The organism is Streptomyces coffeae, assembly GCF_016741875.1.
In the GTDB taxonomy this organism is placed as follows: Bacteria; Actinomycetota; Actinomycetes; order Streptomycetales; family Streptomycetaceae; genus Streptomyces; species Streptomyces coffeae.
On sequence record NZ_JAERRF010000004.1, the window covers coordinates 142,876 to 165,902 of the forward strand.

Annotated in this window: 21 protein-coding genes; 20 read left to right on the forward strand and 1 reads right to left on the reverse strand. The window is 70.6% G+C overall.

Features of this window, described 5'->3' with window-relative positions; all coding sequences use genetic code 11:
* The first annotated feature begins 167 nt into the window (after positions 1-167).
* From rpsD to nusB, 14 genes are all read left to right on the forward strand, one after another.
* Positions 168-779, forward strand: coding sequence for a 30S ribosomal protein S4 (rpsD, locus tag JK363_RS07745; RefSeq protein ID WP_201873045.1), 612 nt, complete (start codon positions 168-170; stop codon positions 777-779).
* A gap of 279 nt (positions 780-1,058) precedes the next feature.
* Positions 1,059-1,484: a DUF948 domain-containing protein gene (locus JK363_RS07750; RefSeq protein WP_201873711.1), complete on the forward strand. Its 426-nt coding sequence runs from the start codon at positions 1,059-1,061 to the stop codon at positions 1,482-1,484.
* An 8-nt stretch (positions 1,485-1,492) separates the two neighbouring features.
* Complete coding sequence (locus JK363_RS07755; RefSeq protein WP_201873047.1) at positions 1,493-1,816, forward strand: DUF6167 family protein; 324 nt, start codon at positions 1,493-1,495, stop codon at positions 1,814-1,816.
* Positions 1,816-4,485 carry an alanine--tRNA ligase gene (alaS, locus tag JK363_RS07760; RefSeq protein WP_201873048.1) on the forward strand — a complete coding sequence of 890 codons (2,670 nt, stop codon included), beginning with the start codon at positions 1,816-1,818 and terminating at the stop codon, positions 4,483-4,485. The genes JK363_RS07755 and alaS overlap by 1 nt, the downstream gene beginning before the upstream one ends.
* Before the next feature lie 5 nt (positions 4,486-4,490).
* A complete protein-coding gene (gene ruvX, locus JK363_RS07765; RefSeq protein ID WP_201873051.1) occupies positions 4,491-4,955 on the forward strand; it encodes a Holliday junction resolvase RuvX in 465 nt (154 codons plus the stop codon).
* A 91-nt stretch (positions 4,956-5,046) separates the two neighbouring features.
* On the forward strand, positions 5,047-6,831 hold the full coding sequence (mltG, locus tag JK363_RS07770; RefSeq protein WP_201873053.1) for an endolytic transglycosylase MltG: 1,785 nt from the start codon (positions 5,047-5,049) through the stop codon (positions 6,829-6,831).
* A 6-nt stretch (positions 6,832-6,837) separates the two neighbouring features.
* Positions 6,838-7,683 (forward strand): shikimate dehydrogenase, encoded by an 846-nt coding sequence (locus JK363_RS07775; RefSeq protein WP_201873056.1) that lies wholly within the window; start codon positions 6,838-6,840, stop codon positions 7,681-7,683.
* A gap of 172 nt (positions 7,684-7,855) precedes the next feature.
* Entirely contained in the window at positions 7,856-9,040 is a 1,185-nt protein-coding gene (gene aroC / locus JK363_RS07780) for a chorismate synthase (protein WP_201873057.1), read from the forward strand.
* A gap of 47 nt (positions 9,041-9,087) precedes the next feature.
* Entirely contained in the window at positions 9,088-9,570 is a 483-nt protein-coding gene (locus JK363_RS07785; RefSeq protein WP_215910685.1) for a shikimate kinase, read from the forward strand.
* Positions 9,567-10,661 (forward strand): 3-dehydroquinate synthase, encoded by a 1,095-nt coding sequence (aroB, locus tag JK363_RS07790; RefSeq protein ID WP_201873061.1) that lies wholly within the window; start codon positions 9,567-9,569, stop codon positions 10,659-10,661. The genes JK363_RS07785 and aroB overlap by 4 nt, the downstream gene beginning before the upstream one ends.
* A 301-nt stretch (positions 10,662-10,962) precedes the next feature.
* Positions 10,963-11,859 carry a Pro-rich N-terminal domain-containing protein gene (locus tag JK363_RS07795; RefSeq protein ID WP_201873063.1) on the forward strand — a complete coding sequence of 299 codons (897 nt, stop codon included), beginning with the start codon at positions 10,963-10,965 and terminating at the stop codon, positions 11,857-11,859.
* Positions 11,860-11,939: 80 nt separating this feature from the next.
* Positions 11,940-13,055, forward strand: coding sequence for an aminopeptidase P family protein (locus JK363_RS07800; protein WP_201873065.1), 1,116 nt, complete (start codon positions 11,940-11,942; stop codon positions 13,053-13,055).
* A 77-nt stretch (positions 13,056-13,132) separates the two neighbouring features.
* Complete coding sequence (gene efp, locus JK363_RS07805; protein WP_060950464.1) at positions 13,133-13,699, forward strand: elongation factor P; 567 nt, start codon at positions 13,133-13,135, stop codon at positions 13,697-13,699.
* A 2-nt stretch (positions 13,700-13,701) separates the two neighbouring features.
* On the forward strand, positions 13,702-14,145 hold the full coding sequence (nusB, locus tag JK363_RS07810) for a transcription antitermination factor NusB (protein WP_201873067.1): 444 nt from the start codon (positions 13,702-13,704) through the stop codon (positions 14,143-14,145).
* 155 nt (positions 14,146-14,300) lie between these two features.
* Here the strand turns inward: nusB and bldD are convergent, their stop codons facing one another.
* Entirely contained in the window at positions 14,301-14,801 is a 501-nt protein-coding gene (gene bldD / locus JK363_RS07815; RefSeq protein ID WP_014056259.1) for a transcriptional regulator BldD, read from the reverse strand.
* Between the two features lie 196 nt (positions 14,802-14,997).
* Here bldD and pyrR point away from each other — a divergent pair, with 196 nt between their 5' ends.
* The 6 genes from pyrR to carB all read left to right on the forward strand — a co-directional run bounded on the left by pyrR (position 14,998) and on the right by carB (position 23,012).
* The gene (gene pyrR, locus JK363_RS07820; protein ID WP_201873070.1) at positions 14,998-15,582 is read left to right on the forward strand and encodes a bifunctional pyr operon transcriptional regulator/uracil phosphoribosyltransferase PyrR; all 585 of its coding nucleotides are present in this window, start codon (positions 14,998-15,000) and stop codon (positions 15,580-15,582) included.
* 133 nt (positions 15,583-15,715) lie between these two features.
* The gene (locus tag JK363_RS07825; RefSeq protein WP_201873074.1) at positions 15,716-16,687 is read left to right on the forward strand and encodes an aspartate carbamoyltransferase catalytic subunit; all 972 of its coding nucleotides are present in this window, start codon (positions 15,716-15,718) and stop codon (positions 16,685-16,687) included.
* A 2-nt stretch (positions 16,688-16,689) separates the two neighbouring features.
* Entirely contained in the window at positions 16,690-17,988 is a 1,299-nt protein-coding gene (locus tag JK363_RS07830) for a dihydroorotase (RefSeq protein ID WP_201873084.1), read from the forward strand.
* Positions 17,985-18,572, forward strand: a complete 588-nt coding sequence (locus JK363_RS07835; protein ID WP_201873086.1) for a PH-like domain-containing protein — start codon at positions 17,985-17,987, stop codon at positions 18,570-18,572. Before JK363_RS07830 ends, JK363_RS07835 begins: the two co-directional genes overlap by 4 nt.
* Positions 18,569-19,708 carry a glutamine-hydrolyzing carbamoyl-phosphate synthase small subunit gene (gene carA / locus JK363_RS07840; protein WP_201873096.1) on the forward strand — a complete coding sequence of 380 codons (1,140 nt, stop codon included), beginning with the start codon at positions 18,569-18,571 and terminating at the stop codon, positions 19,706-19,708. The genes JK363_RS07835 and carA overlap by 4 nt, the downstream gene beginning before the upstream one ends.
* Complete coding sequence (gene carB, locus JK363_RS07845) at positions 19,701-23,012, forward strand: carbamoyl-phosphate synthase large subunit (protein WP_201873109.1); 3,312 nt, start codon at positions 19,701-19,703, stop codon at positions 23,010-23,012. The genes carA and carB overlap by 8 nt, the downstream gene beginning before the upstream one ends.
* Positions 23,013-23,027 lie beyond the last annotated feature (15 nt).

Below are 23,027 nucleotides of genomic sequence, written 5' to 3' on the forward strand. Positions count from 1 at the left end.
GAGTACGTATGCGCTCGGCCGCCGTCGGCCGCAGAGCGCCGTCCATGGGACGCGGCTGACCCTTCTCGGCGCTCTGAGCAGTGCTGGGCAGGGGGATCCCAGGTCGAAACATGCGTCCTCCTCGGCTAAGGTAAGGCTAACCTAACGTACATGGAGGTTCGTTCCACGTGAACCAGTCGCGTCCCAAGGTCAAGAAGTCGCGAGCGCTCGGCATCGCGCTGACCCCGAAGGCCGTCAAGTACTTCGAGGCCCGCCCGTACCCGCCGGGCGAGCACGGCCGTGGCCGCAAGCAGACCAGTGACTACAAGGTCCGTCTGCTGGAGAAGCAGCGTCTGCGCGCTCAGTACGACATCAGTGAGCGCCAGATGGCCCGTGCCTACGACCGCGCTCGGAAGGTCGAAGGCAAGACGGGCGAAGCCCTGATCGTCGAGCTTGAGCGCCGTCTGGACGCGCTCGTCCTGCGGAGCGGTATCGCCCGCACGATCTACCAGGCCCGCCAGATGGTGGTCCACGGTCACATCGACGTCAACGGCCGCAAGGTCGACAAGCCGTCCTTCCGCGTCCGCCCGGACGACGTGGTGATGGTCCGCGAGCGCAGCCGCGAGAAGCACCCCTTCCAGGTGGCCCGTGAGGGCGGCTACGCCCCCGACGGCGAGACCCCGCGCTACCTCCAGGTCAACCTGAAGGCGCTCGCCTTCCGTCTGGACCGGGACCCCAACCGCAAGGAGATCCCGGTGATCTGCGACGAGCAGCTCGTCGTCGAGTACTACGCCCGCTGATCAAGCGGACACCACGTACTCACCCGGCCCGCGGGTTCCCTCGACACCGGTCGACGGGGGCCCGCGGGCTGTTTGGTCCCGCCTGCCCGGTCCGGTCCCGTCCGGCCGCGAGCGCGGGACCGTAATGCGTTTCAGCCGGGCCCGCGCGGCGCGATAAGGTCGATACCTGCCGCCCGCGCCCGGATGACCGCCCGAGAGCGGCGGGCGACGGACAACCGATACGACGACGACCGACGACGAGTGGCAGCAGGGGAGCGGTGCAACGTGTCCGGTGGAGAGGTGGCCGGGATCCTCGTGGCCGTCTTCTGGGCGATCCTCGTGTCCTTCCTCGCCTTCGCGCTGGTGAGGCTCGCGCAGACGCTCAAGGCGACCACCAGGCTGGTGGACGAGGTCACCGAGCAGGCCGTACCGCTGCTCAGTGAGGCGTCCGCGACCGTCCGTTCGGCCCATACCCAGCTCGCGCGGGTGGACTCGATCGCGGCCGATGTCCAGGAGGTCACCTCCAACGCCTCCGCGCTCTCCTCGACCGTCTCCACCGCCTTCGGCGGACCGCTGGTCAAGGTGGCCGCGTTCGGCTACGGCGTACGCCGCGCGATCGGCCGCAAGGGGCGCCCGGACGAGCGGCCCGCGCGCACCGTCGTCGTCGGCAAGACCCTGCCGTCCGCCCGCTGGGGCGGCCGCCGCAACCGTGGATCGAAGGGCTGACAGACCGGATGTTCCGCCGCACGTTCTGGTTCACCACCGGCGTCGCCGCCGGCGTATGGGCCACCACCAAGGTCAACCGCAAGCTCAACCAGCTCACCCCGGAGAGCCTGGCGGCGCAGGCCGCCGACCGGGCGGTGCTCGCGGGCCGGCGGATCAAGGTCTTCGCGCTCGACGTGCGGGAGGGCATGGCCGACCGCGAGGCGGCACTCAAGGATGCGCTCGGCCTGACCGCGGCACCCGCCGACGACATCCGGCAGCTGCCCGCCCAGCGCAGCCGCGCCCAGCTCACCCACCCCCACCACCACACACCCGCCGGAAATGAGGACCACTGATGGAGTCGGCTGAAATCCGCCGCCGCTGGCTGCGCTTCTTCGAAGAGCGCGGGCACACCGTCGTGCCGTCGGCGTCGCTCATCGCGGACGACCCGACGCTGCTCCTGGTTCCCGCGGGCATGGTCCCTTTCAAGCCGTACTTCCTCGGCGAGGTCAAGCCGCCCTTCGACCGGGCCGTCAGCGTGCAGAAGTGCGTCCGCACCCCGGACATCGAAGAGGTCGGCAAGACCACCCGGCACGGCACCTTCTTCCAGATGTGCGGCAACTTCTCCTTCGGCGACTACTTCAAAGAAGGTGCCATCCGCTACGCCTGGGAGCTGCTGACCGCCTCCGTCGAGGACGGCGGCTACGGTCTGGACCCCGAGCGGCTGTGGATCACCGTCTACGAGCAGGACGACGAGGCCGAGCGCATCTGGCGCGATGTCATCGGCATCCCCGCCGAGCGCATCCAGCGCCTGGGCATGGGCCCCAACTACTGGTCCATGGGCGTTCCCGGCCCCTGCGGCCCCTGCTCCGAGATCAACTACGACCGCGGTCCGGAGTTCGGCGAGGAGGGCGGCCCGGCCGTCAACGACGAGCGCTACGTGGAGATCTGGAACCTGGTCTTCATGCAGTACGAGCGTGGTCCGGGCGAGGGCAAGGAGAACTTCCCGATCCTCGGTGAGCTCCCCTCCAAGAACATCGACACCGGTCTCGGCCTCGAGCGGCTCGCCATGATCCTCCAGGGCGTGCACAACATGTACGAGACCGACACCCTGCGCGTGGTCATGGACAAGGCCACCGAGCTGACCGGAGTCGCCTACGGCGCCGCCCACGACAGCGATGTCTCGCTGCGCGTGGTCGCCGACCACATGCGCACCTCCGTCATGCTCATCGGCGACGGCGTCACCCCCGGTAACGAGGGTCGCGGCTATGTGCTGCGCCGCATCATGCGCCGCGCCATCCGCAATATGCGCATCCTCGGCGCCACCGGACCGGTCGTCGGCGAGCTGGTCGATGTTGTCCTGAAGACGATGGGCCAGCAGTACCCGGAGCTGCTCACCGACCGCAAGCGCATCGAGACCGTCGCCCTCGCCGAGGAGGCGGCCTTCCTCAAGACGCTGAAGGCCGGTACCAACATCCTGGACACCGCCGTCAGCGACACCAAGGCCGCCGGTGGCAGCGTCCTCCCCGGCGACAAGGCGTTCCTGCTCCACGACACCTGGGGCTTCCCGATCGACCTCACCCTCGAGATGGCCGCCGAACAGGGCCTGAGCGTGGATGAGGACGGTTTCCGCCGCCTGATGAAGGAGCAGCGGGAGCGCGCCAAGGCCGACGCCAAGGCCAAGAAGACCGGCCACGCCGATATGTCCGCCTACCGCGAGGTGGCCGACACCTCCGGTTCCACCGTCTTCACCGGCTACGGCGACACCGAGGGCGAGTCCACCGTCGTCGGACTGCTGGTCGACGGGGTGTCCTCGCCCGCCGCCTCCGAGGGCGACGAGGTCGAGGTCGTCCTGGACCGCACCCCCTTCTACGCCGAGGGCGGCGGCCAGCTCGCCGACATGGGCCGGATCAAGCTGGACTCCGGCGCCGTGGTCGAGGTGCGGGACGTCCAGCAGCCGGTGCCCGGTGTCAGCGTGCACAAGGGCGTCGTCCAGGTTGGTGAGGTGACGGTCGGCTCCGGCGCCTACGCCCAGATCGACGTCACCCGCCGGCGCGCCATCGCCCGCGCCCACAGCGCCACCCACCTCACCCACCAGGCGCTGCGCGACGCCCTCGGCCCGACCGCCGCCCAGGCCGGTTCGGAGAACTCGCCGGGCCGCTTCCGCTTCGACTTCGGCTCGCCGGCCGCCGTGCCCGGCACGGTGCTCACCGATGTCGAGCAGAAGATCAACGAGGTCCTCTCCCGCGAACTGGACGTCACCGCCGAGGTGATGAGCATGGACGAGGCCAAGAAGCAGGGCGCCATCGCCGAGTTCGGCGAGAAGTACGGCGACCGGGTGCGCGTGGTGACCATCGGAGACTTCTCCAAGGAGCTGTGCGGTGGCACGCATGTGCACAACACCGCCCAGCTGGGTCTGGTGAAGCTGCTCGGCGAGTCCTCCATCGGCTCCGGGGTGCGCCGGGTCGAGGCCCTGGTGGGCGTGGACGCCTACAACTTCCTCGCCCGTGAGCACACGGTCGTCTCCCGGCTGACCGAGCTGGTCAAGGGCCGCCCGGAGGAGCTCCCGGAGAAGATCTCCGGCATGCTCAGCAAGCTCAAGGAGGCCGAGAAGGAGATCGAGCGGTTCCGCGCCGAGAAGGTGCTCCAGGCCGCCGCCGGTCTCGCCGCGGGCGCCAAGGACGTCCGGGGCGTGGCCCTGGTCGCCGCCCAGGTGCCGGACGGCACCTCCGCCGACGATCTGCGCAAGCTGGTGCTGGACGTCCGTGGACGTATCCCAGGCGACCGCCCGGCCGTCACCGCCCTGTTCACGGTGGCGGGTGGCCGTCCGCTGACCGTCATCGCCACCAACGAGGCCGCCCGTGAGCGCGGTCTCAAGGCCGGTGACCTGGTCCGCGCCGCGGCCAAGACGCTCGGCGGCGGAGGCGGCGGCAAGCCGGACGTCGCCCAGGGCGGTGGCCAGAACCCGGACGCCGTCGCCGAGGCCATCGAGGCCGTCGAGCGGCTTGTCGCGGAAGCGGCCTGACCGCGGTGCGACGCGGCAGACGGATCGCCATCGACGTCGGGGACGCCCGGATCGGGGTCGCCTCGTGCGACCCCGACGGGATCCTCGCCACACCCGTGGAGACCGTGCCGGGGCGGGACATCCCGGCTGCCCACAAGCGGCTGGTGGCGATCGTCGAGGAGTACGAACCCATCGAGGTGGTGGTCGGCCTGCCGCGTTCGCTCAGCGGACGCGAGGGGCCGGCCGCGGCCAAGGTACGCACCTTCGCGCGGGAATTGGCACGGCGGGTGCAACCCGTTTCGGTGCGGCTGATCGACGAGCGTATGACCACGGTCACAGCGTCCCAGGGGCTGCGCGCGTCCGGTGTGACGGCCAAGAAGGGCCGTTCGGTGGTTGACCAGGCAGCGGCCGTGGTCATCCTGCAAAGCGCGCTGGAGGCGGAGCGTACCTCGGGACGGCCTCCGGGTGAGGTCGTCGAAGTGGTCATCTGATCGCGATACGGTAACGTTCCGCGCGACATGGCAGCCGCAAGCAGTGCCACGAGCACCCACCGTGGCCGCCACCACCGTCGCTAGGGGTTCGATGACTGAGTACGGCCGGGGATCCGGCTCCCAACCGTGGCATCCCGAGGACCCGCTCTACGGGGACCAGGGATGGGGACACCAGGCGGTTACGGGTCAGGATCCCCACTCCCAGGACCCTTACGCCCAGGATCCGTACGGCGGCTACGGTCACGACCCCTACGGCCACGACCCCTACGGGCAGGATCCTTACGGGCACCAGCACGATCCCCAGGGATACGCGCGGGACCCGCAGCAGTTCCAGCAGCAGCCGCAGTGGAACGGCCAGGGCAACGGCTATCCGCACACGCAGGGTCAGGGGCAGCCGTACCAGGGCGGCGGCTGGGACGGCGGCTACGGCGGCGGCCAGGACCCGCATGACCCGTACGCCCGGCCCGCCGATCCGTACGGCAGGGGCCAGGGCGCTCCGGCACCGGGCGACCACTACGCCCAGGACGGCTATCAGCAGCAGGTCCCGCAGGCAGCGCCGCAGACGCAGGCGATGCCGCGGATGCGGCAGCAGGCCCCGCAGACGCAGCAGATGCCGCGGGTGCCACAGGAGCCCGCCGCGGACGAGTTCGCCGCCGAAGAGCCCGCCGGGCGCGCGGATGACCACCCGTTCTTCCAGGACGGCAAGGGCAGCCGTGGCCGGATCCCCTCCGACGACGTGGAGGATGAGGAGACCGAGGGCGACGAGCGGCGCGGCAAGAAGGGCGGATCGGGCAAACCCGCCAAACGCCGCAGCGGTGTGGCCTGTCTGTTCGTCAGCGTCGCCCTGGTGGGTGTGGTCGGCGGAGGCGGCTACTTCGCCTACGACTACTGGCAGACCCGCTTCGGCCCGGCGCCGGACTACTCCGGCGCGGGCACCGGCTCGGTCACCGTCGAGATCCCCGAGGGCTCGGGCGGCGCCGCGATCGGCGACATCCTCACCACCAAGGGTGTGGTCAAGAGCAGCCGGGCCTTTGTGAAGGCGGTGGATGACAGTGGCAAGGTCATCCAGCCCGGTACGTACACCCTGCGCAAGGAGATGTCCGGCGCGTCCGTGGTCAAGATGATGACCGACGGGTCGGCCAGCAACGCGCTGATGGTCACCGAGGGCATGCGCAACGCCATGGTCTACGCGGCCATGGACAAGAAGATCGGCCTCAAGTCCGGTACCACCGCGCGTATCGCCAAGAAGGAAGCCAAGAACCTCGGCCTGCCCTCCTGGGCCAACGACAACGCCAAGATCAAGGATCCGCTGGAAGGATTCCTCTACCCGTCCCGCTACAGCGTGGGCAAGGGTGCCGAGCCTGAGGACGTCCTGCGCAAGATGGTCACCCTGGCCAGGCAGAACTACGCCAAGCAGGACCTGGAGGGCAAGGCGAAGGAGCTGGGTCTGAAGTCGCCGCTCCAACTGATCACCGTGGCCAGCCTGGTGCAGGCGGAGGGCATCACCCACAGCGACTTCCGCAAGATGTCCGAAGTGGTCTACAACCGGCTGAAACCAGGCAACACCGAGACCAACGGCAAGCTGGAGTTCGACTCCACGTACAACTACATCAAGAACCAGAGCAAGATCGACATCCCGATCAACGAGATCAAGAAGTACAACAACCCGTACAACACGTACTTCTACGCCGGTCTGACGCCCGGCCCGATCGGCAACCCGGGCGAGGACGCGCTCAAGGCGGCCATGAACCCGACCGACGACGGCTGGTACTACTTCATCTCGCTCGACGGCAAGACCAGCCAGTTCTCCAAGACCTACGCCGAACACCAGCGGTGGGTCGACAAGTTCAACAGGCAGCGCACGAACAACGGCTGAGGAAAGATGTCGGAAAACCGCAGAGCCGCGGTACTCGGTTCGCCCATCGCCCACTCCCTGTCACCGGTGCTGCATCGGGCCGCCTACCGCGAACTGGGCCTGGACGGCTGGGTCTACGACCGCTTCGAGGTGGACGAGGCCGCGCTGCCGGGCTTCTTCGCGCGGCTCGGCGCGGAGGAGGGGCCCGCGTGGGCCGGGCTCTCCCTGACCATGCCGCTCAAGCGTGCCGTCATTCCGCTGCTGGACCGGATCAGCGACACCGCGGCGTCGGTGGAGGCCGTCAACACGGTGGTCTTCACCGCCGACGGCGAACGGGTCGGGGACAACACAGACATCCCGGGCATGCTGGCCGCCCTGCGTGAACGCGGTGTGGAGCGAGTGGAGCGCGCCGCGGTGCTGGGCGCCGGAGCCACCGCCTCCTCGGCGCTGGCCGCGCTCGCCCGGATCTGCGACGGCGAGGTCACCGCGTACGTCCGCAGCGAGGCCCGTGCGGCCGAGATGCGGCAGTGGGGCGAGCGGCTCGGGGTGGCGGTGCGTACGGCGGACTGGGCCGACGCGGCCACGGCCTTCGACGCACCCCTGGTGATCGCCACCACCCCGGCGGGCACCACCGACGCGCTCGCCGGGTCCGTCCCGGACCGCCCCGGCGCGCTCTTCGACGTGCTCTACGACCCCTGGCCGACCCCGCTCGCCGCCGCCTGGTCGGCGCGCGGCGGCGCGGTCGTCGGGGGTCTCGACCTGCTGGTGCACCAAGCGGTTCTCCAGGTCGAGCAGATGACCCGACGGACCCCGGCGCCGCTGGCCGCGATGCGCGCGGCGGGCGAGGCCGCGCTGGCGGCGCGCTCCCGCTGACCCGCTGCCATCCGACGCTACGGTCCGCCAGCTGGACCGGAGCCCCGGGCGCCCCCGTAGACGTGGGAGGATCGGAGGTGGCGGGCCGGGGCCGCGTACCCCCAGCCACCGCTGGGAGGTGTCCCCAGGCCGCGCCGCACGACGTCGAGGCGCGAAGCATGAGGGAGCACCGTTGAGCAGGTTGCGTTGGCTGACCGCGGGGGAGTCGCACGGCCCCGCACTCGTGGCGACGCTGGAGGGGCTGCCCGCCGGTGTGCCGATCACCACCGACATGGTGGCGGACGCCCTGGCGCGGCGGCGGCTCGGCTATGGCCGCGGTGCCCGGATGAAGTTCGAGCGTGACGAGGTCACCTTCCTCGGCGGTGTACGCCACGGTCTGACCATCGGCTCCCCGGTCGCCATCATGGTCGGCAACACGGAATGGCCGAAGTGGGAGCAGGTCATGGCGGCCGACCCGGTGGACGAGGAGATCCTGGCGGGGCTGGCCCGTAACGCGCCGCTCACCCGCCCCCGCCCCGGTCACGCCGACCTGGCCGGGATGCAGAAGTACGGCTTCGACGAGGCCCGGCCGATCCTGGAGCGCGCCAGCGCCCGGGAGACCGCTGCCCGGGTCGCGCTCGGCACCGTCGCCCGCTCCTACCTGAAGGAGACCGCCGGGATCGAGATCGTCTCCCATGTGGTGGAGCTTGCCGCCGCCAAGGCCCCCTACGGCGTCTACCCCAAGCCCTCCGACGTCGAGAAGCTGGACGCCGACCCGGTGCGCTGCCTGGACGCCGACGCGAGCAAGGCGATGGTGGCCGAGATCGACCAGGCCCACAAGGACGGCGACACCCTCGGCGGCGTGGTCGAGGTGCTGGCCTACGGCGTGCCGGTGGGCCTCGGCTCGCATGTGCACTGGGACCGGCGGCTCGACGCCCGGCTGGCGGCCGCGCTCATGGGCATCCAGGCCATCAAGGGCGTCGAGGTCGGCGACGGCTTCGACCTCGCCCGGGTGCCCGGCTCCAAGGCGCATGACGAGATCCTGCCGACCGACGACGGCCTCAAGCGCGCCTCCGGCCGCTCCGGCGGCACAGAGGGCGGGCTGACCACCGGCGAGCTGCTGCGCGTCCGGGCCGCGATGAAGCCGATCGCGACCGTGCCGCGCGCCCTGGCCACGGTCGATGTCACCACCGGCGAGCCGACCAAGGCCCACCACCAGCGCTCCGATGTCTGCGCGGTCCCGGCGGCCGGGATCGTCGCCGAGGCGATGGTCGCGCTGGTGCTGGCGGACGCGGTCGCGGAGAAGTTCGGCGGTGACTCGATCACCGAGACCCGCCGCAATGTGCGGAGCTTCCTCGAGAACCTGGCCATCCGGTGAGCGCCGTGAGCGGGCCGGACGGGCCCGCGGTGGTCCTGGTCGGGCCCATGGGCGTAGGCAAGTCGACCGTCGGGCGGGTGCTCGCGGACCGGCTGGGCACCACCTTCCGCGACACCGACACCGATATCGTCGCCACCTCGGGCAAGGAGATCTCGGAGATCTTCATCGACCTGGGCGAGCCGCACTTCCGTGAGCTGGAGCGGCAGGCGGTGCGGACCGCGGTCGCCGAGCACACCGGCGTGCTCGCCCTGGGCGGCGGCGCGGTCATGGACGAGGGCACCCGCGCCCTGCTGGCCGGGCGGCCGGTCGTCTTCCTCGAGATGGGCGTCGCCGAGGCCGTCCGGCGCACCGGTCTGGACGCCCCGCGTCCGCTGCTCGCCGTCAATCCGCGGCAGCGCTGGCGTGAGCTGATGGAACAGCGCCGCCCCCTGTACACCGAGGTCGCCCGTGCCGTGGTGGCGACCGAGGGCCGTACCCCCGAAGATGTCGCCGACGCCGTCCTGGACGCACTGGAGCTGAAGAAGGCATGACCACCGATACCCCCACGCGCATCCAGATCGCCGGTACGGCCGGGACCGCGCCGTACGAGGTCCTGGTCGGGCGGCAGCTGCTCGGCGAGCTGCCCGGGCTGATCGGGGCGGCGGCCCAGCGCGTGGCTGTGCTGCACCCGGAGGCGCTGGCCGAGACCGGTGAAGCCATCCGCCAGGATCTCGCCGACCAGGGCTACGAGGCCATCGCCATCCAGCTGCCGAACGCGGAGGAGGCCAAGACCGCCGAGGTCGCCGCGTACTGCTGGAAGGCGCTCGGCCAGACCGGCTTCACCCGCACCGATGTGATCGTCGGCGTCGGCGGCGGCGCCACCACCGATATCGCGGGCTTCGTGGCCGCCACCTGGCTGCGCGGAGTGCGCTGGATCGCCGTGCCGACCACCGTGCTGGGCATGGTGGACGCGGCGGTCGGCGGCAAGACCGGGATCAACACGGCCGAGGGCAAGAACCTCGTCGGCGCCTTCCACCCGCCGGCCGGGGTGCTGTGCGACTTGGCCGCGCTGGACTCGCTGCCGGTCAACGACTACGTCAGCGGGCTGGCCGAGATCATCAAGGCGGGCTTCATCGCCGACCCGGAGATCCTGGAGCTCATCGAGCGGGATCCGGCCGCGGCCCGCACCCCCACGGGTCCGCACACCGCCGAGCTGATCGAGCGCTCGATCAGGGTCAAGGCCGAGGTCGTCTCCAGCGACCTCAAGGAGTCCGGTCTGCGCGAGATCCTCAACTACGGGCACACCCTCGCGCACGCCATCGAGAAGAACGAGCGCTACAACTGGCGGCACGGCGCCGCGGTGTCCGTCGGCATGGTCTTCGCGGCCGAACTCGGCCGTCTCGCGGGCCGTTTGGACGACGCCACCGCCGACCGGCACCGCACCGTACTGGAGGCCGTGGGCCTGCCGCTGACCTACCGCGGCGACCAGTGGCCCCGGCTGCTGGAGACCATGAAGGTCGACAAGAAGTCCCGCGGTGACCTGCTGCGCTTCATCGTCCTCGACGGTCTTGCCAAGCCGTCGGTCCTGGAGGGGCCGGACCCGGCCGTGCTGCTCGCGGCGTATGGCGAGATCTCGGCCTGAGCGAGGCCGTTGTCCGGTGCGGACCACCGGCCTTATGGCCGGATTCCGTCACAACTCCGTCATCGCCGCCGGAGCCCGCGGTACCGCCGCGGGCTCCGGCAAAACCGCTCCGGGAGCTCGCAGCCGCCGCCGTCCGGCGAGGAATTGCCTGGCTGACGCGGTGTACCGGGCACGCAACAGGTTTGTCTGCCGTTCACACAGCGGACGTTCGGGCAGGTACCGTTCGGTACGAGCGGCCTCACCGCCGCCTCGCTATGCGACAGTTGCCGTAACTTGCCTGTACGAGACGGAGTGCCACCGGATGCAGCACGCAGTGGGAGCTCCGCTGCCACCGCCCCATGGGCCGGGGCAGGGGCCCGGGCCGCAGGGCGCAGGCTGGGCCCAAGGCGCAAGCCACCACCCGGGCCCTCACCCGAACCCTCCCGTTCCGCCCGTGCCCCCGGCGCCCGCCCATCCGGTCCCGCCTCCGCATCAGGCCCCGCCTCCGCACGTGCCTCCGCCCGTACCCCAGGCATCGGTTCCCTCCGTGGCGCCGCCGCCCGCCGAGACGGTGGGTGTCACCGGCCATGTCCAGCTGCCGCCCGGCGGCCCGGTGCCGCTGCCGCACCCCTCGCCGGACCAGGCGGTGCCCGACGCCTCGCAGACCGCGGTGGCGGTGCTGCTGATCGGCCCGGCGGGGGCGGGCAAGACCACGGTCGCCCGCCACTGGGCCGACCGCCGGCGGGTGCCCACCGCCCACATCAGCCTGGACGACGTCCGCGAATGGGTCAGATCCGGATTCGCCAACCCCCAGTCGGGGTGGAACGAGAACTCCGAGGCGCAGTACCGGCTGGCCCGCCGCACCTGCGGCTTCGCCGCCCGTAACTTCCTGGCCAACGGCATTTCCTGCATCCTTGACGACGCGGTCTTCCCGGACCGCCCGGTGGTCGGGCTCGGCGGCTGGAAGCGCCATGTCGGCCCCGGGCTGCTGCCCGTGGTGGTGCTGCCCGGTCTGGAGATCGTGCTGGAGCGGAACGCGGAGCGCAGCGGCAACCGCCGCCTCAGCGATGAGGAAGTGGCCCGTATCCACGGCCGGATGGCCGGGTGGTACGGCTCCGGGCTGCCGATCATCGACAACTCCACGCAGGATGTGGAGACCACCGCGCGGATGCTGGACGAGGTCGTCGCCCGCTCCATCGCGAGCCCGCCCACCTGGTAGCCCAGGGCCCGTCGCACGGACCCGCCCATACGGACCCGCTCGACCGGCCGCCGGGCGTGACCCTGCGTACGCTCGGGGTCATGTCCGAGGTGTACGCCGTTCGCCGTGCCCGCCTGCGCGACCAGTGCGCCACGGCCGGGAACGGCGCCGCGCTGGTCTCCCGGCCGGCCAATGTGCGCTATCTGTGCGGTGTCGCGCCGCCCGGCGCCGTACTGCTCCTCGGTCCGGCACAGGATGTGCTGGTGGCGTCCGAGACTCCGACGGCACCGAGCTGGGGGGTGGGGTCCCCGTCGCACCCCGAGGATCTGCGGCTGCTGATGCTGCCCGGCCCCGACGGCGATCCGGCCGTGGCCGCCGCCGATCTGGCCGCGGCCGACGGCGCCGAGTCACTGGCGGTCGAGGAGCACGATCTGACCGTCGCCCGGCACCGGGCGCTCGGCTGTGCCGCTCCCAAGCTGCTGCTGGCCGACCTCGGCCGGGCGGTGGAACAGCTGCGGCTGATCAAGGACGACGAGGAGATCTCCCGATTGCGGATCGCCGGGGAGCTGGCCGATCAGGCCCTCGGTGAGCTGCTGGAATCGATCCTGGTGGGCCGGACCGAACGCCATCTGGCGCTGGAGCTGGAGCGCCGGCTGGTGGATCACGGCGCGGACGGACCGGCCTTCCCCACCGTGGTGGCCGCCGGGCCGAACGCCGGACGGGCCGGGCATCTGCCCACCGACCGCCGGGTCGAGGAGGGGGATTTCCTCACCATCTGCCTGGGCGCGGAGTACCGCGGCTACCGCTGCCAGGTGGGACGGACGTTTGTCATCGGCCCCTCGCCCGCGGACTGGCAGGTCGAGCTGTACGACCTGGTCTTCGCCGCTCAGCGGGCCGGTCGGGAGGCCCTGGTGCCCGGAACCGGGTACCGGGACGTGGACCGGGTGACCCGTCAGGTGCTGGACGCGGCGGGCTACGGAGACGGGCTGGAACCCCGTACCGGACACGGTGTGGGCCTGGAAATCGACGAGGACCCTCGGCTCGCACCGTCGGCCATGGGTAAACTGGACGCTTGTGTGCCGGTCACCGTCGAGCCGGGGGTCCACCTCCCGGGCCGGGGCGGTGTCCGGATCGACGACACGCTCGTCGTCCGCCCCGAGGCGGACGGCGGACCCGAGCTACTCACCATCACGACCAAAGAGCTGCTCGCGCTCTAGCTTCGGCTTCGGCTGACAAACGGCGCGCCGCATCTTTCTGGTCTCCATCAGCTGCCAGTCCAGGAGATCCCGCAACCGTGGCATCCACGAACGACCTCAAGAACGGCATGGTGCTCAAGCTCGAAGGCGGCCAGCTCTGGTCCGTCGTCGAGTTCCAGCACGTCAAGCCCGGCAAGGGCCCTGCTTTCGTGCGCACCAAGCTCAAGAACGTGCTGTCCGGCAAGGTGGTCGACAAGACCTTCAATGCCGGCGTGAAGGTCGAGACGGCCAATGTCGACAAGCGCGGCATGCAGTTCTCGTACAAGGACGGCGAGAGCTTTGTGTTCATGGACATGGACACGTTCGACCAGATCTACATCACCCCCGAGGTCGTCGGCGACAACGCCCGCTACCTCCTCGAGGGATTCGAGGCGGTCGTCGCGATGTACGAGGGCAACCCGCTCTACGTCGAGCTGCCCGCGGCCGTCGAGCTCGTGATCGAGTACACCGAGCCGGGCGTCCAGGGTGACCGCTCCACCGGTGGCACCAAGCCGGCCAAGCTGGAGACCGGCTATGAGATCGGTGTGCCGCTCTTCATCACCACCGGTGAAAAGATCAAGGTTGACACCCGTTCCGGTGAGTACCTCGGTCGGGTGAACAACTAACCGTGGCTGCCCGCAACAAGGCCCGCAAGCGTGCCTTTCAGATTCTCTTCGAGGCCGATCAGCGTGGCAGCTCCGTGCAGACCGTCCTCGCGGACTGGATACGGCACGCCCGGACCGACGACCGGCAGCCTCCGGTCAGCGAGTACACGATGCAGCTGGTCGAGGGGTACGCGCAGCACACCGCCCGGATCGACGAGCTGATCGCCACCTATGCGGTGGGCTGGACGCTGGACCGGATGCCGGTCGTCGACCGGAACATCCTGCGGCTCGGCGCGTACGAGCTGGTGTGGGAGGACGCGACCCCGGACGCGGTGGTGATCGACGAGGCGGTGCAGCTCGCCAAGGAGTTCTCCACCGATGACTCGCCGGCCTTTGTCAACGGCCTGCTGGGCCGCTTCAAGGAGCTGAAGCCGAGTCTGCGCCGGGATCTCGAGCATCCGGCGTGATGCGCTGCGGCTGAGGCCGGACCTCATACGGAAACCGCCGGGGGCGGTGGAGGACCTCACTGGGGTCTCCACCGCCCCCGGCGGCACGTTTCTGCTGGTTGAGGACAGAAAGACGACCGAAGGCGTCCGAAAGCGTCTGAGGCGGCTCAGGCCGCTCAGACGTCCTCGTGCTGGACGGCGCGACGGGCGTCGGCGCCCAGCACACCCCAGCTGATCAGCTGCTCGGTCAGCACGGAGGGCGACTGGTCGTAGATAACGGCGAGGGTGCGCAGATCGTCCTGGCGGATCGAGAGCACCTTGCCGTTGTAGTCACCACGCTGGCTCTGGATCGTTGCGGCATACCGCTGGAGCGGGCCCGCCTTCTCGACCGGCACATGGGCCAGCCGCTCCAGGTCCAGTACCAGCTTCGGCGGCGGCTCGGCGGCGCCGGCCGGGCTTGTGCCCGGAAGCAGCTCCTGCACCGGGACGCCGTAGAAGTCGGCCAGCTCGGCGAGACGCTGCACGGTCACGGCGCGGTCGCCGCGCTCGTACGATCCCACCACGACGGCCTTCCAACGGCCCTGCGACTTCTCCTCGACACCGTGGAGGGAGAGGCCCTGCTGGGTGCGGATGGCGCGGAGCTTGGCCCCGAGCTGTTTGGCGTATTCGCTGGACATAAAGCTCCCCGGACGAAGACTGGTAACTCACTGTGAGGTTACGCAGCGTAATCTCGGTTCGTCAAGCCGAATGGGGCGGAGGGGCTCCCGCCAGGGGTGTTGGCGGACGGCCCGCACGCCCCTGCTACTGTGAATGGCGCAATTCCGACGTCCTTTAAGGTCCGTCCAGTGAGGCGGAGAAGGAGGTCCGTTTCGTATGGACGCACACACCTCGAACGCCGCGCGCTCGGTGCTGGAAGCACCCGATATCGCGCGCGTCCTCACCCGCATCGCCCACGAGATCGTCGAGCGCGCCAAGGGCGCCGACGACGTGGTGCTGCTCGGTATCCCCACCCGCGGTGTCCATCTCGCCCGGCGGCTGGCCGCCCGGCTGGAGGAGATCACCGACCGGGCGCCCGGTGAGGTCCCCGTCGGCTCGCTCGACATCACCATGTACCGCGACGACCTGCGGCTGCGCCCGGCCCGCGCGCTCGCCCGCACCGAGATTCCCGGCGACGGCATCGACGGCCGCCTGGTGGTCCTGGTCGACGATGTGCTCTTCTCGGGCCGCACCATCCGCGCCGCGCTCGACGCCCTGGGTGACATCGGGCGCCCCCGCGCGGTCCAGCTGGCGGTCCTCGTCGACCGCGGCCACCGGGAACTGCCGATCCGCGCCGACTACGTCGGCAAGAACCTCCCGACGTCGCTGCGGGAGACGGTCAAGGTCCAGCTCACCGAGGAGGACGGCCGCGACAGCGTCCTCCTCGGCCTGCGCGAGACCACCCCCGCGGACGGGCAGTAGCGCCTGCCCGACGGCACGGCACCCGGCGATCCCGGGGACCGGCCGCCGGACGCCCCGGTGCCGCCCTGCCGCCACCGGGCCGCGCCTGCCCGCCCGTACGCCCGCACACCTCCTTCACCCACGGAGCATCCGGATGAAGCGCCACCTCATCTCGGCCGCCGACCTCTCGCGCGATGACGCCGTCCTGATCCTCGACACCGCCGAGGAGCTGGCCCGGCTCGCCGACCGGCCGATCAAGAAGCTGCCGACCCTGCGCGGCCGTACCGTCGTCAACCTCTTCTTCGAGGACTCCACCCGCACCCGCATCTCCTTCGAGGCGGCCGCCAAGCGGCTGTCCGCCGACGTCATCAACTTCTCCGCCAAGGGCTCCTCGGTCTCCAAGGGCGAGTCCCTGAAGGACACCGCGCTCACCCTGGAGGCGATGGGCGCCGACGCGGTGGTCATCCGCCACCACGCCTCCGGCGCCCCGCACCGGCTCGCCACCTCCGGCTGGATCGGCGGCTCCGTCGTCAACGCCGGTGACGGCACCCATGAGCACCCCACCCAGGCGCTGCTCGACGCCTTCACCATGCGCCGCCATCTGACCTCCGGCACCGGCCAGGACCTCAGCGGCCGCCGGATCACCATCGTCGGCGACATCCTGCACAGCCGGGTGGCCCGCTCCAACGTCCATCTGCTGTCCACTCTGGGCGCCGAGGTCACCCTGGTCGCCCCGCCGACCCTGGTGCCCTTCGGCGTCGAGAGCTGGCCCTGCGAGGTCGCCTACGACCTGGACGCGGTGGTGGGCAAGTCCGACGCCGTGATGATGCTGCGCGTCCAGCGCGAGCGGATGAACGCCGCCTTCTTCCCCACCGAGCGTGAGTACGCGCGCCGCTACGGCCTGGACGGCGACCGGATGGCCCGGATGCCCGAGCACGCCATCGTCATGCACCCCGGCCCGATGAACCGCGGGATGGAGATCACCGCCGAGGTCGCCGACTCCGACCGCTGCACCGCCGTGGAGCAGGTCACCAACGGCGTCTCCATCCGCATGGCCGTCCTGTATCTGCTGCTCGGCGGGAACGAGTCCGCCGTCGCCGCCGCCCGCACCGAGGAGAGCAAGTAACCATGAGCGACACGAACACGACGCTGCTGCGCGGCGCGAAGGTGCTCGGCGGCGAGCCGCAGGACGTGCTGATCGAGGGCGAGCGCATCGTCGCCGTCGGCACCGGCCTGGACGCCCCTGTCGGCGCCACCGTGATCGAGGCCGCCGGACAGATCCTGCTGCCCGGCCTGGTCGATCTGCACACCCATCTGCGCGAGCCCGGCCGCGAGGACTCCGAGACCGTCCTCACCGGCACCAAGGCCGCCGCCGTCGGCGGGTTCACCGCCGTCCACGCCATGGCCAACACCTTCCCGGTCGCCGACACCGCGGGCGTCGTCGAGCAGGTCTGGCGGCTCGGCAAGGAGTCCGGCTACTGCGACGTCCAGCCCGTGGGCGCCGTCACCGTCGGCCTGGAGGGCAAGAAGCTCGCCGAACTGGGCGCGATGCACGACTCCGCCGCCGGGGTGCGCGTCTTCTCCGACGACGGCAAGTGCGTCGACGACGCCGTGATCATGCGCCGCGCCCTGGAGTATGTGAAGGCGTTCGACGGTGTGATCGCCCAGCACGCCCAGGAGCCCCGGCTCACCGAGGGCGCCCAGATGAACGAGGGCATCGTCTCCGCCGAGCTCGGCCTCGGCGGCTGGCCCGCCGTCGCCGAGGAGTCGATCATCGCCCGCGATGTGCTGCTCGCCGCGCACGTCGGCTCCCGGGTGCACATCTGCCATCTGTCCACCGCGGGCTCGGTCGAGATCGTCCGCTGGGCCAAGTCCAAGGGCTGGCACGTCACCGCCGAGGTCACCCCGCACCACCTGCTCCTCACCGACGAGCTCGTCCGGTCCTACAACCCCGTCTACAAGGTGAACCCGCCGCTGCGCACCGAGGCCGACGTCATGGCGCTGCGCGAGGCGCTGGCCGACGGCACCATCGACTGCGTCGCCACCGACCACGCCCCGCATCCGCACGAGGACAAGGACTGCGAGTGGGGCGCGGCGGCCATGGGCATGGTGGGCCTGGAGACCGCGCTGTCGGTGGTCCAGCACACGATGGTGGACACCGGGCTGCTGGACTGGGCGGGCGTCGCCGACCGGATGTCCCACCGCCCCTCGGTGATCGGCCGCCTCACCGGCCAGGGCCGTCCCATCGCCGCCGGGGAGCCCGCCAACCTCACCCTGCTCGACTCCGCTTACCGTGGTGTGGTGAACCCCGCGGGCTTCGCCTCCCGCAGCCGCAACACCCCCTACGAGGGCCGCGAACTGCCGGGCCGCGTGACGCACACCTTCCTGCGGGGCCGGGCGACGGTCATGGACGGGAAGCTGGCGTGACACCTCTGAGCAATCCGGCGGCGGGCCTCGCGGTCCTGGCCGCCGACCAGAAGTCGCAGGACGTGACGGACTGGGCCGCGCGGATCGGCTGGGTCGTCGGACTGCTGCTGGTCATCGGGCTCGTCTACTGGCTGATGCGCGAGGGCTGGAAGTGGCGCGGCACCCTCCAGGGCGATCTGCCCGAGCTGCCCCAGGCCCCCGCCGAGCCCGGCGAGCCCATTTTGACGATGACCGGCCGCTACCACGGCTCCACCACCGCGGGGCAGTGGCTCGACCGGATCGTGGCCCGTGGCCTCGGCACCCGCAGCCGCGTCGAACTGACCCTCACCGACGAGGGCGTGAACGTCGTACGGCCCGGGGCCCAGGACTTCTTCATCCCTGCGGACAGCGTGCGCGGCGCCCGGCTCGACAAGGGCATCGCGGGCAAGGTCCTCGCCGAGGGCGGGCTGCTGATCATCACCTGGCGGCTCGGCGACCGGGAGATCGACTCCGGTTTCCGCTCCGACCACGCCGCCGAACACGCGGCCTGGGTCGACGCCCTGGCCGTCAAGAACACCGAGCACAACCAGGAAGGCGCACGATGACGACCTCCACCCGGGGGGCCAAGACCCCCGCCGTACTCGTCCTGGAGGACGGCCGCACCTTCCGTGGCCGTGCCTACGGGGCCGTGGGGGAGACCTTCGGCGAGGCGGTGTTCTCCACCGGGATGACCGGCTACCAGGAGACCCTGACCGACCCGTCCTACCACCGCCAGGTCGTCGTCATGACCGCCCCGCACATCGGGAACACCGGCGTCAACGACGAGGACCCCGAGTCGAAGCGCATCTGGGTCTCCGGCTATGTGGTGCGCGACCCCGCCCGTACGCCCTCCAACTGGCGCTCCCGCCGTTCCCTCGACGAGGAGCTGACCGCCCAGGGTGTCGTCGGCATCAGCGGTATCGACACCCGCGCCCTCACCCGCCATCTGCGCGAGCGCGGCGCCATGCGGGTGGGCATCTTCTCCGGCGAGGCGATCGCCGACGAGGCCGCGCTGCTGGCCAAGGTGCAGGCCGCCCCGCAGATGAAGGGCGCGGACCTCAGCGGCGAGGTCGCCACCGACGAGACCTATGTCGTCCCGGCGATCGGCACCAAGCGGTTCACCGTGGCCGCGATCGACCTCGGCATCAAGGGCATGACCCCGCACCGGATGGCCGAGCGCGGTATCGAGGTGCACGTGCTGCCCGCCACCGCCACCCTGGAGGACATCTACGCCGTCGGTCCGGACGGGGTGTTCTTCTCCAACGGACCGGGCGACCCGGCCACCGCCGACCACCCGGTCTCCCTGATGCGCGGAGTGCTGGAGCGCTCCACCCCGCTGTTCGGCATCTGCTTCGGCAACCAGATCCTCGGCCGGGCCCTGGGCTTCGGCACCTACAAGCTGAAGTACGGTCACCGCGGGATCAACCAGCCGGTGCAGGACCGTTCCACCGGCAAGGTCGAGGTCACCGCGCACAACCACGGCTTCGCCGTCGACGCCCCGCTCGACGCGCCCTCCGACACCCCCTACGGGCGGGCCGAGGTCTCCCATGTCTGCCTGAACGACAACGTGGTCGAGGGGCTGCGGCTCCTCGACCGCCCCGCCTTCAGCGTCCAGTACCACCCCGAAGCCGCCGCAGGTCCGCACGACGCCGCGTACCTGTTCGACCGCTTCGTCACCCTGATGGAGGGCCAGCGTGCCTAAGCGCACCGACATCCAGTCCGTTCTGGTCATCGGCTCCGGCCCGATCGTCATCGGCCAGGCCGCCGAGTTCGACTACTCCGGCACCCAGGCGTGCCGTGTCCTCAAGGCCGAGGGGCTGCGGGTCATCCTGGTCAACTCCAACCCGGCCACGATCATGACCGACCCGGAGATCGCCGACGCCACCTACGTCGAGCCGATCACCCCCGAGTTCGTCGAGAAGATCATCGCCAAGGAGCGCCCCGACGCGCTGCTGCCCACCCTGGGCGGGCAGACCGCCCTCAACACGGCGATCTCCCTGCATGAGGCGGGCACCCTCGTCGAGTACGGCGTCGAGCTGATCGGCGCCAATGTCGAGGCCATCCACAAGGGTGAGGACCGCGACCGGTTCAAGGAGGTCGTCGAGGCGGTCAACACCAAGATCGGCCACGGTGAGTCCGCCCGTTCGGTCATCTGCCACTCCATGGACGACGTCCTCGCCGGTGTCGAGGAGCTCGGCGGCTACCCGGTCGTCGTCCGCCCCTCCTTCACCATGGGCGGCGCCGGTTCCGGCTTCGCCCACGACGAGGACGAGCTGCGCCGGATCGCGGGCCAGGGCCTGACCCTCTCGCCGACCACCGAGGTGCTCCTGGAGGAGTCCATCCTCGGCTGGAAGGAGTACGAGCTGGAGCTGATGCGCGACAAGCACGACAACGTCGTGGTCGTCTGCTCCATCGAGAACTTCGACCCCATGGGCGTGCACACCGGTGACTCCATCACCGTCGCCCCGGCGATGACGCTCACCGACCGCGAGTACCAGATCCTGCGCGATATCGGCATCGCCGTGATCCGCGAGGTCGGGGTGGACACCGGCGGCTGCAACATCCAGTTCGCGGTCAACCCCGAGGACGGCCGGGTCATCGTCATCGAGATGAACCCGCGCGTCTCCCGCTCCTCGGCGCTGGCCTCCAAGGCGACCGGCTTCCCGATCGCCAAGATCGCCGCCCGGCTGGCCGTGGGCTACACCCTCGACGAGATCCCCAACGACATCACCGAGCAGACCCCGGCGTCCTTCGAGCCCACGCTCGACTACGTCGTGGTCAAGGTGCCGCGGTTCGCCTTCGAGAAGTTCCCGGCCGCCGACGCCCGGCTGACCACCACCATGAAGTCGGTCGGCGAGGCCATGGCCATCGGCCGCAACTTCACCGAGGCGCTCCAGAAGGCGCTGCGCTCGCTGGAGAAGAAGGGCAGCCAGTTCGACTTCGCCGGTGAGCCCGGCAACAAGGCCGAGCTCCTCCAGCGGGCCGTGATCCCCACCGACGGCCGGATCAACACCGTCATGGAGGCCATCCGCGCCGGGGCCACCCCGCAGGAGGTCTTCGACGCCACGAAGATCGACCCGTGGTTCGTGGACCAGCTGTTCCTGATCAAGGAGATCGCGGACGAGCTGGCCGCCGCCGACAAGCTGGGCCCGGAGCTGCTCACCGAGGCCAAGCGGCACGGCTTCTCCGACGCCCAGATCGCCGGGATCCGCTCGCTGCGCGAGGACGTGGTGCGTGAGGTGCGGCACGCCCTCGGCGTCCGGCCCGTCTACAAGACGGTCGACACCTGCGCCGCCGAATTCGCCGCGAGGACCCCGTACTTCTACTCCTCCTACGACGAGGAGTCCGAGGTCGCCCCGCGCGAGACCCCCGCGGTGATCATCCTCGGCTCGGGCCCCAACCGCATCGGCCAGGGCATCGAGTTCGACTACTCCTGCGTCCACGCCTCCTTCGCGCTGCACGACGCGGGCTACGAGACCGTCATGGTCAACTGCAACCCGGAGACCGTCTCCACCGACTACGACACCTCCGACCGGCTCTACTTCGAGCCGCTCACCCTGGAGGACGTGCTGGAGATCGTCCACGCCGAACAGCAGGCGGGCCCGGTCGCCGGAGTGATCGTCCAACTCGGCGGCCAGACCCCGCTGGGCCTGGCCCAGGCGCTCAAGGACAACGGTGTGCCGATCGTCGGCACCTCGCCCGAGGCGATCAACCTCGCCGAGGAGCGCGGCGCCTTCGGCCGAGTGCTCACCGAGGCCGGGCTGCCCGCGCCCAAGTACGGCACCGCCTTCTCCTTCGAGCAGGCCAAGGGCATCGCCGCCGAGATCGGTTACCCGGTCATGGTCCGCCCGTCCTATGTGCTGGGCGGCCGTGGCATGGAGATCGTCTACGACGAGCCCTCGCTCGCCGCGTACCTGGAGCGGCACGCGGGTCTGATCTCCGAGCACCCGGTGCTCATCGACCGCTTCCTCGACGACGCCATAGAGATCGACGTGGACGCGCTCTACGACGGCCACGAGCTCTACCTCGGCGGCGTCATGGAGCACATCGAGGAGGCCGGTATCCACTCCGGCGACTCGGCGTGCGCCCTGCCCCCGATCACCCTCGGCGGCTTCGACATCAAGCGGCTGCGGGCCTCCACCGAGGCCATCGCGCGCGGCGTCGGGGTGCGCGGCCTGATCAACATCCAGTTCGCGATGGCCGGGGACATTCTGTACGTATTGGAGGCGAACCCCCGCGCCTCCCGTACGGTGCCCTTCACCTCCAAGGCCACCGCGGTACCGCTGGCCAAGGCCGCCGCCCGGATCTCGCTGGGCGCGACCATCGCCGAACTGCGCGCCGAGGGGCTGCTCCCGGCGGCCGGTGACGGCGGCACCCTGCCCATGGACGCGCCGATCTCCGTCAAGGAGGCCGTGATGCCGTGGAGCCGGTTCCGCGACTCCTCCGGGCGCGGTGTGGACACCATTCTCGGCCCGGAGATGCGCTCCACCGGCGAGGTCATGGGCATCGACTCGGTCTTCGGCTCGGCGTACGCCAAGTCGCAGGCCGGGGCGTACGGCGCGCTGCCGACCAAGGGGCGCGCGTTCGTCTCGGTGGCCAACCGCGACAAGCGCTCGATGATCTTCCCGGCCCGTGAACTGGTCGGCCTCGGCTTCGAGCTCATGGCCACCTCGGGCACCGCGGAGGTCCTCAAGCGCAACGGCATCAACGCCACCGTGGTGCGCAAGCAGAGCGAGGGCGAGGGCCCGGACGGCGAGAAGACCATCGTCCAGCTGATCCACGACGGCCAGGTCGACCTGATCGTCAACACCCCGTACGGCACCGGCGGCCGCCTCGACGGCTACGACATCCGTACGGCCGCCGTCGCCCGTGGCGTCCCCTGCCTGACCACGGTCCAGGCGCTGGCCGCCGCCGTACAGGGCATCGAGGCGCTGGGCCGGGGCACGGTCGGCGTCCGGTCGCTCCAGGAACACGCGGAACATCTGACCGCCGCCCGCGAGGACTGAGGCGAGGGAGGGGGA

What these genes read in the sequence shown, in the direction of transcription:
- alaS (WP_201873048.1), top strand. Translation starts at nt 1,816, where the DNA reads ATGGAGTCGGCTGAAATCCGCCGCCGCTGGCTGCGCTTCTTCGAAGAG.
- bldD (WP_014056259.1), bottom strand. Translation starts at nt 14,801, where the DNA reads ATGTCCAGCGAATACGCCAAACAGCTCGGGGCCAAGCTCCGCGCCATC.
- pyrR (WP_201873070.1), top strand. Translation starts at nt 14,998, where the DNA reads ATGGACGCACACACCTCGAACGCCGCGCGCTCGGTGCTGGAAGCACCC.
- JK363_RS07775 (WP_201873056.1), top strand. Translation starts at nt 6,838, where the DNA reads ATGTCGGAAAACCGCAGAGCCGCGGTACTCGGTTCGCCCATCGCCCAC.
- JK363_RS07830 (WP_201873084.1), top strand. Translation starts at nt 16,690, where the DNA reads ATGAGCGACACGAACACGACGCTGCTGCGCGGCGCGAAGGTGCTCGGC.
- JK363_RS07795 (WP_201873063.1), top strand. Translation starts at nt 10,963, where the DNA reads ATGCAGCACGCAGTGGGAGCTCCGCTGCCACCGCCCCATGGGCCGGGG.
- JK363_RS07825 (WP_201873074.1), top strand. Translation starts at nt 15,716, where the DNA reads ATGAAGCGCCACCTCATCTCGGCCGCCGACCTCTCGCGCGATGACGCC.
- JK363_RS07800 (WP_201873065.1), top strand. Translation starts at nt 11,940, where the DNA reads ATGTCCGAGGTGTACGCCGTTCGCCGTGCCCGCCTGCGCGACCAGTGC.
- carA (WP_201873096.1), top strand. Translation starts at nt 18,569, where the DNA reads ATGACGACCTCCACCCGGGGGGCCAAGACCCCCGCCGTACTCGTCCTG.
- JK363_RS07785 (WP_215910685.1), top strand. Translation starts at nt 9,088, where the DNA reads ATGGGCGTAGGCAAGTCGACCGTCGGGCGGGTGCTCGCGGACCGGCTG.
- JK363_RS07755 (WP_201873047.1), top strand. Translation starts at nt 1,493, where the DNA reads ATGTTCCGCCGCACGTTCTGGTTCACCACCGGCGTCGCCGCCGGCGTA.
- aroB (WP_201873061.1), top strand. Translation starts at nt 9,567, where the DNA reads ATGACCACCGATACCCCCACGCGCATCCAGATCGCCGGTACGGCCGGG.
- mltG (WP_201873053.1), top strand. Translation starts at nt 5,047, where the DNA reads ATGACTGAGTACGGCCGGGGATCCGGCTCCCAACCGTGGCATCCCGAG.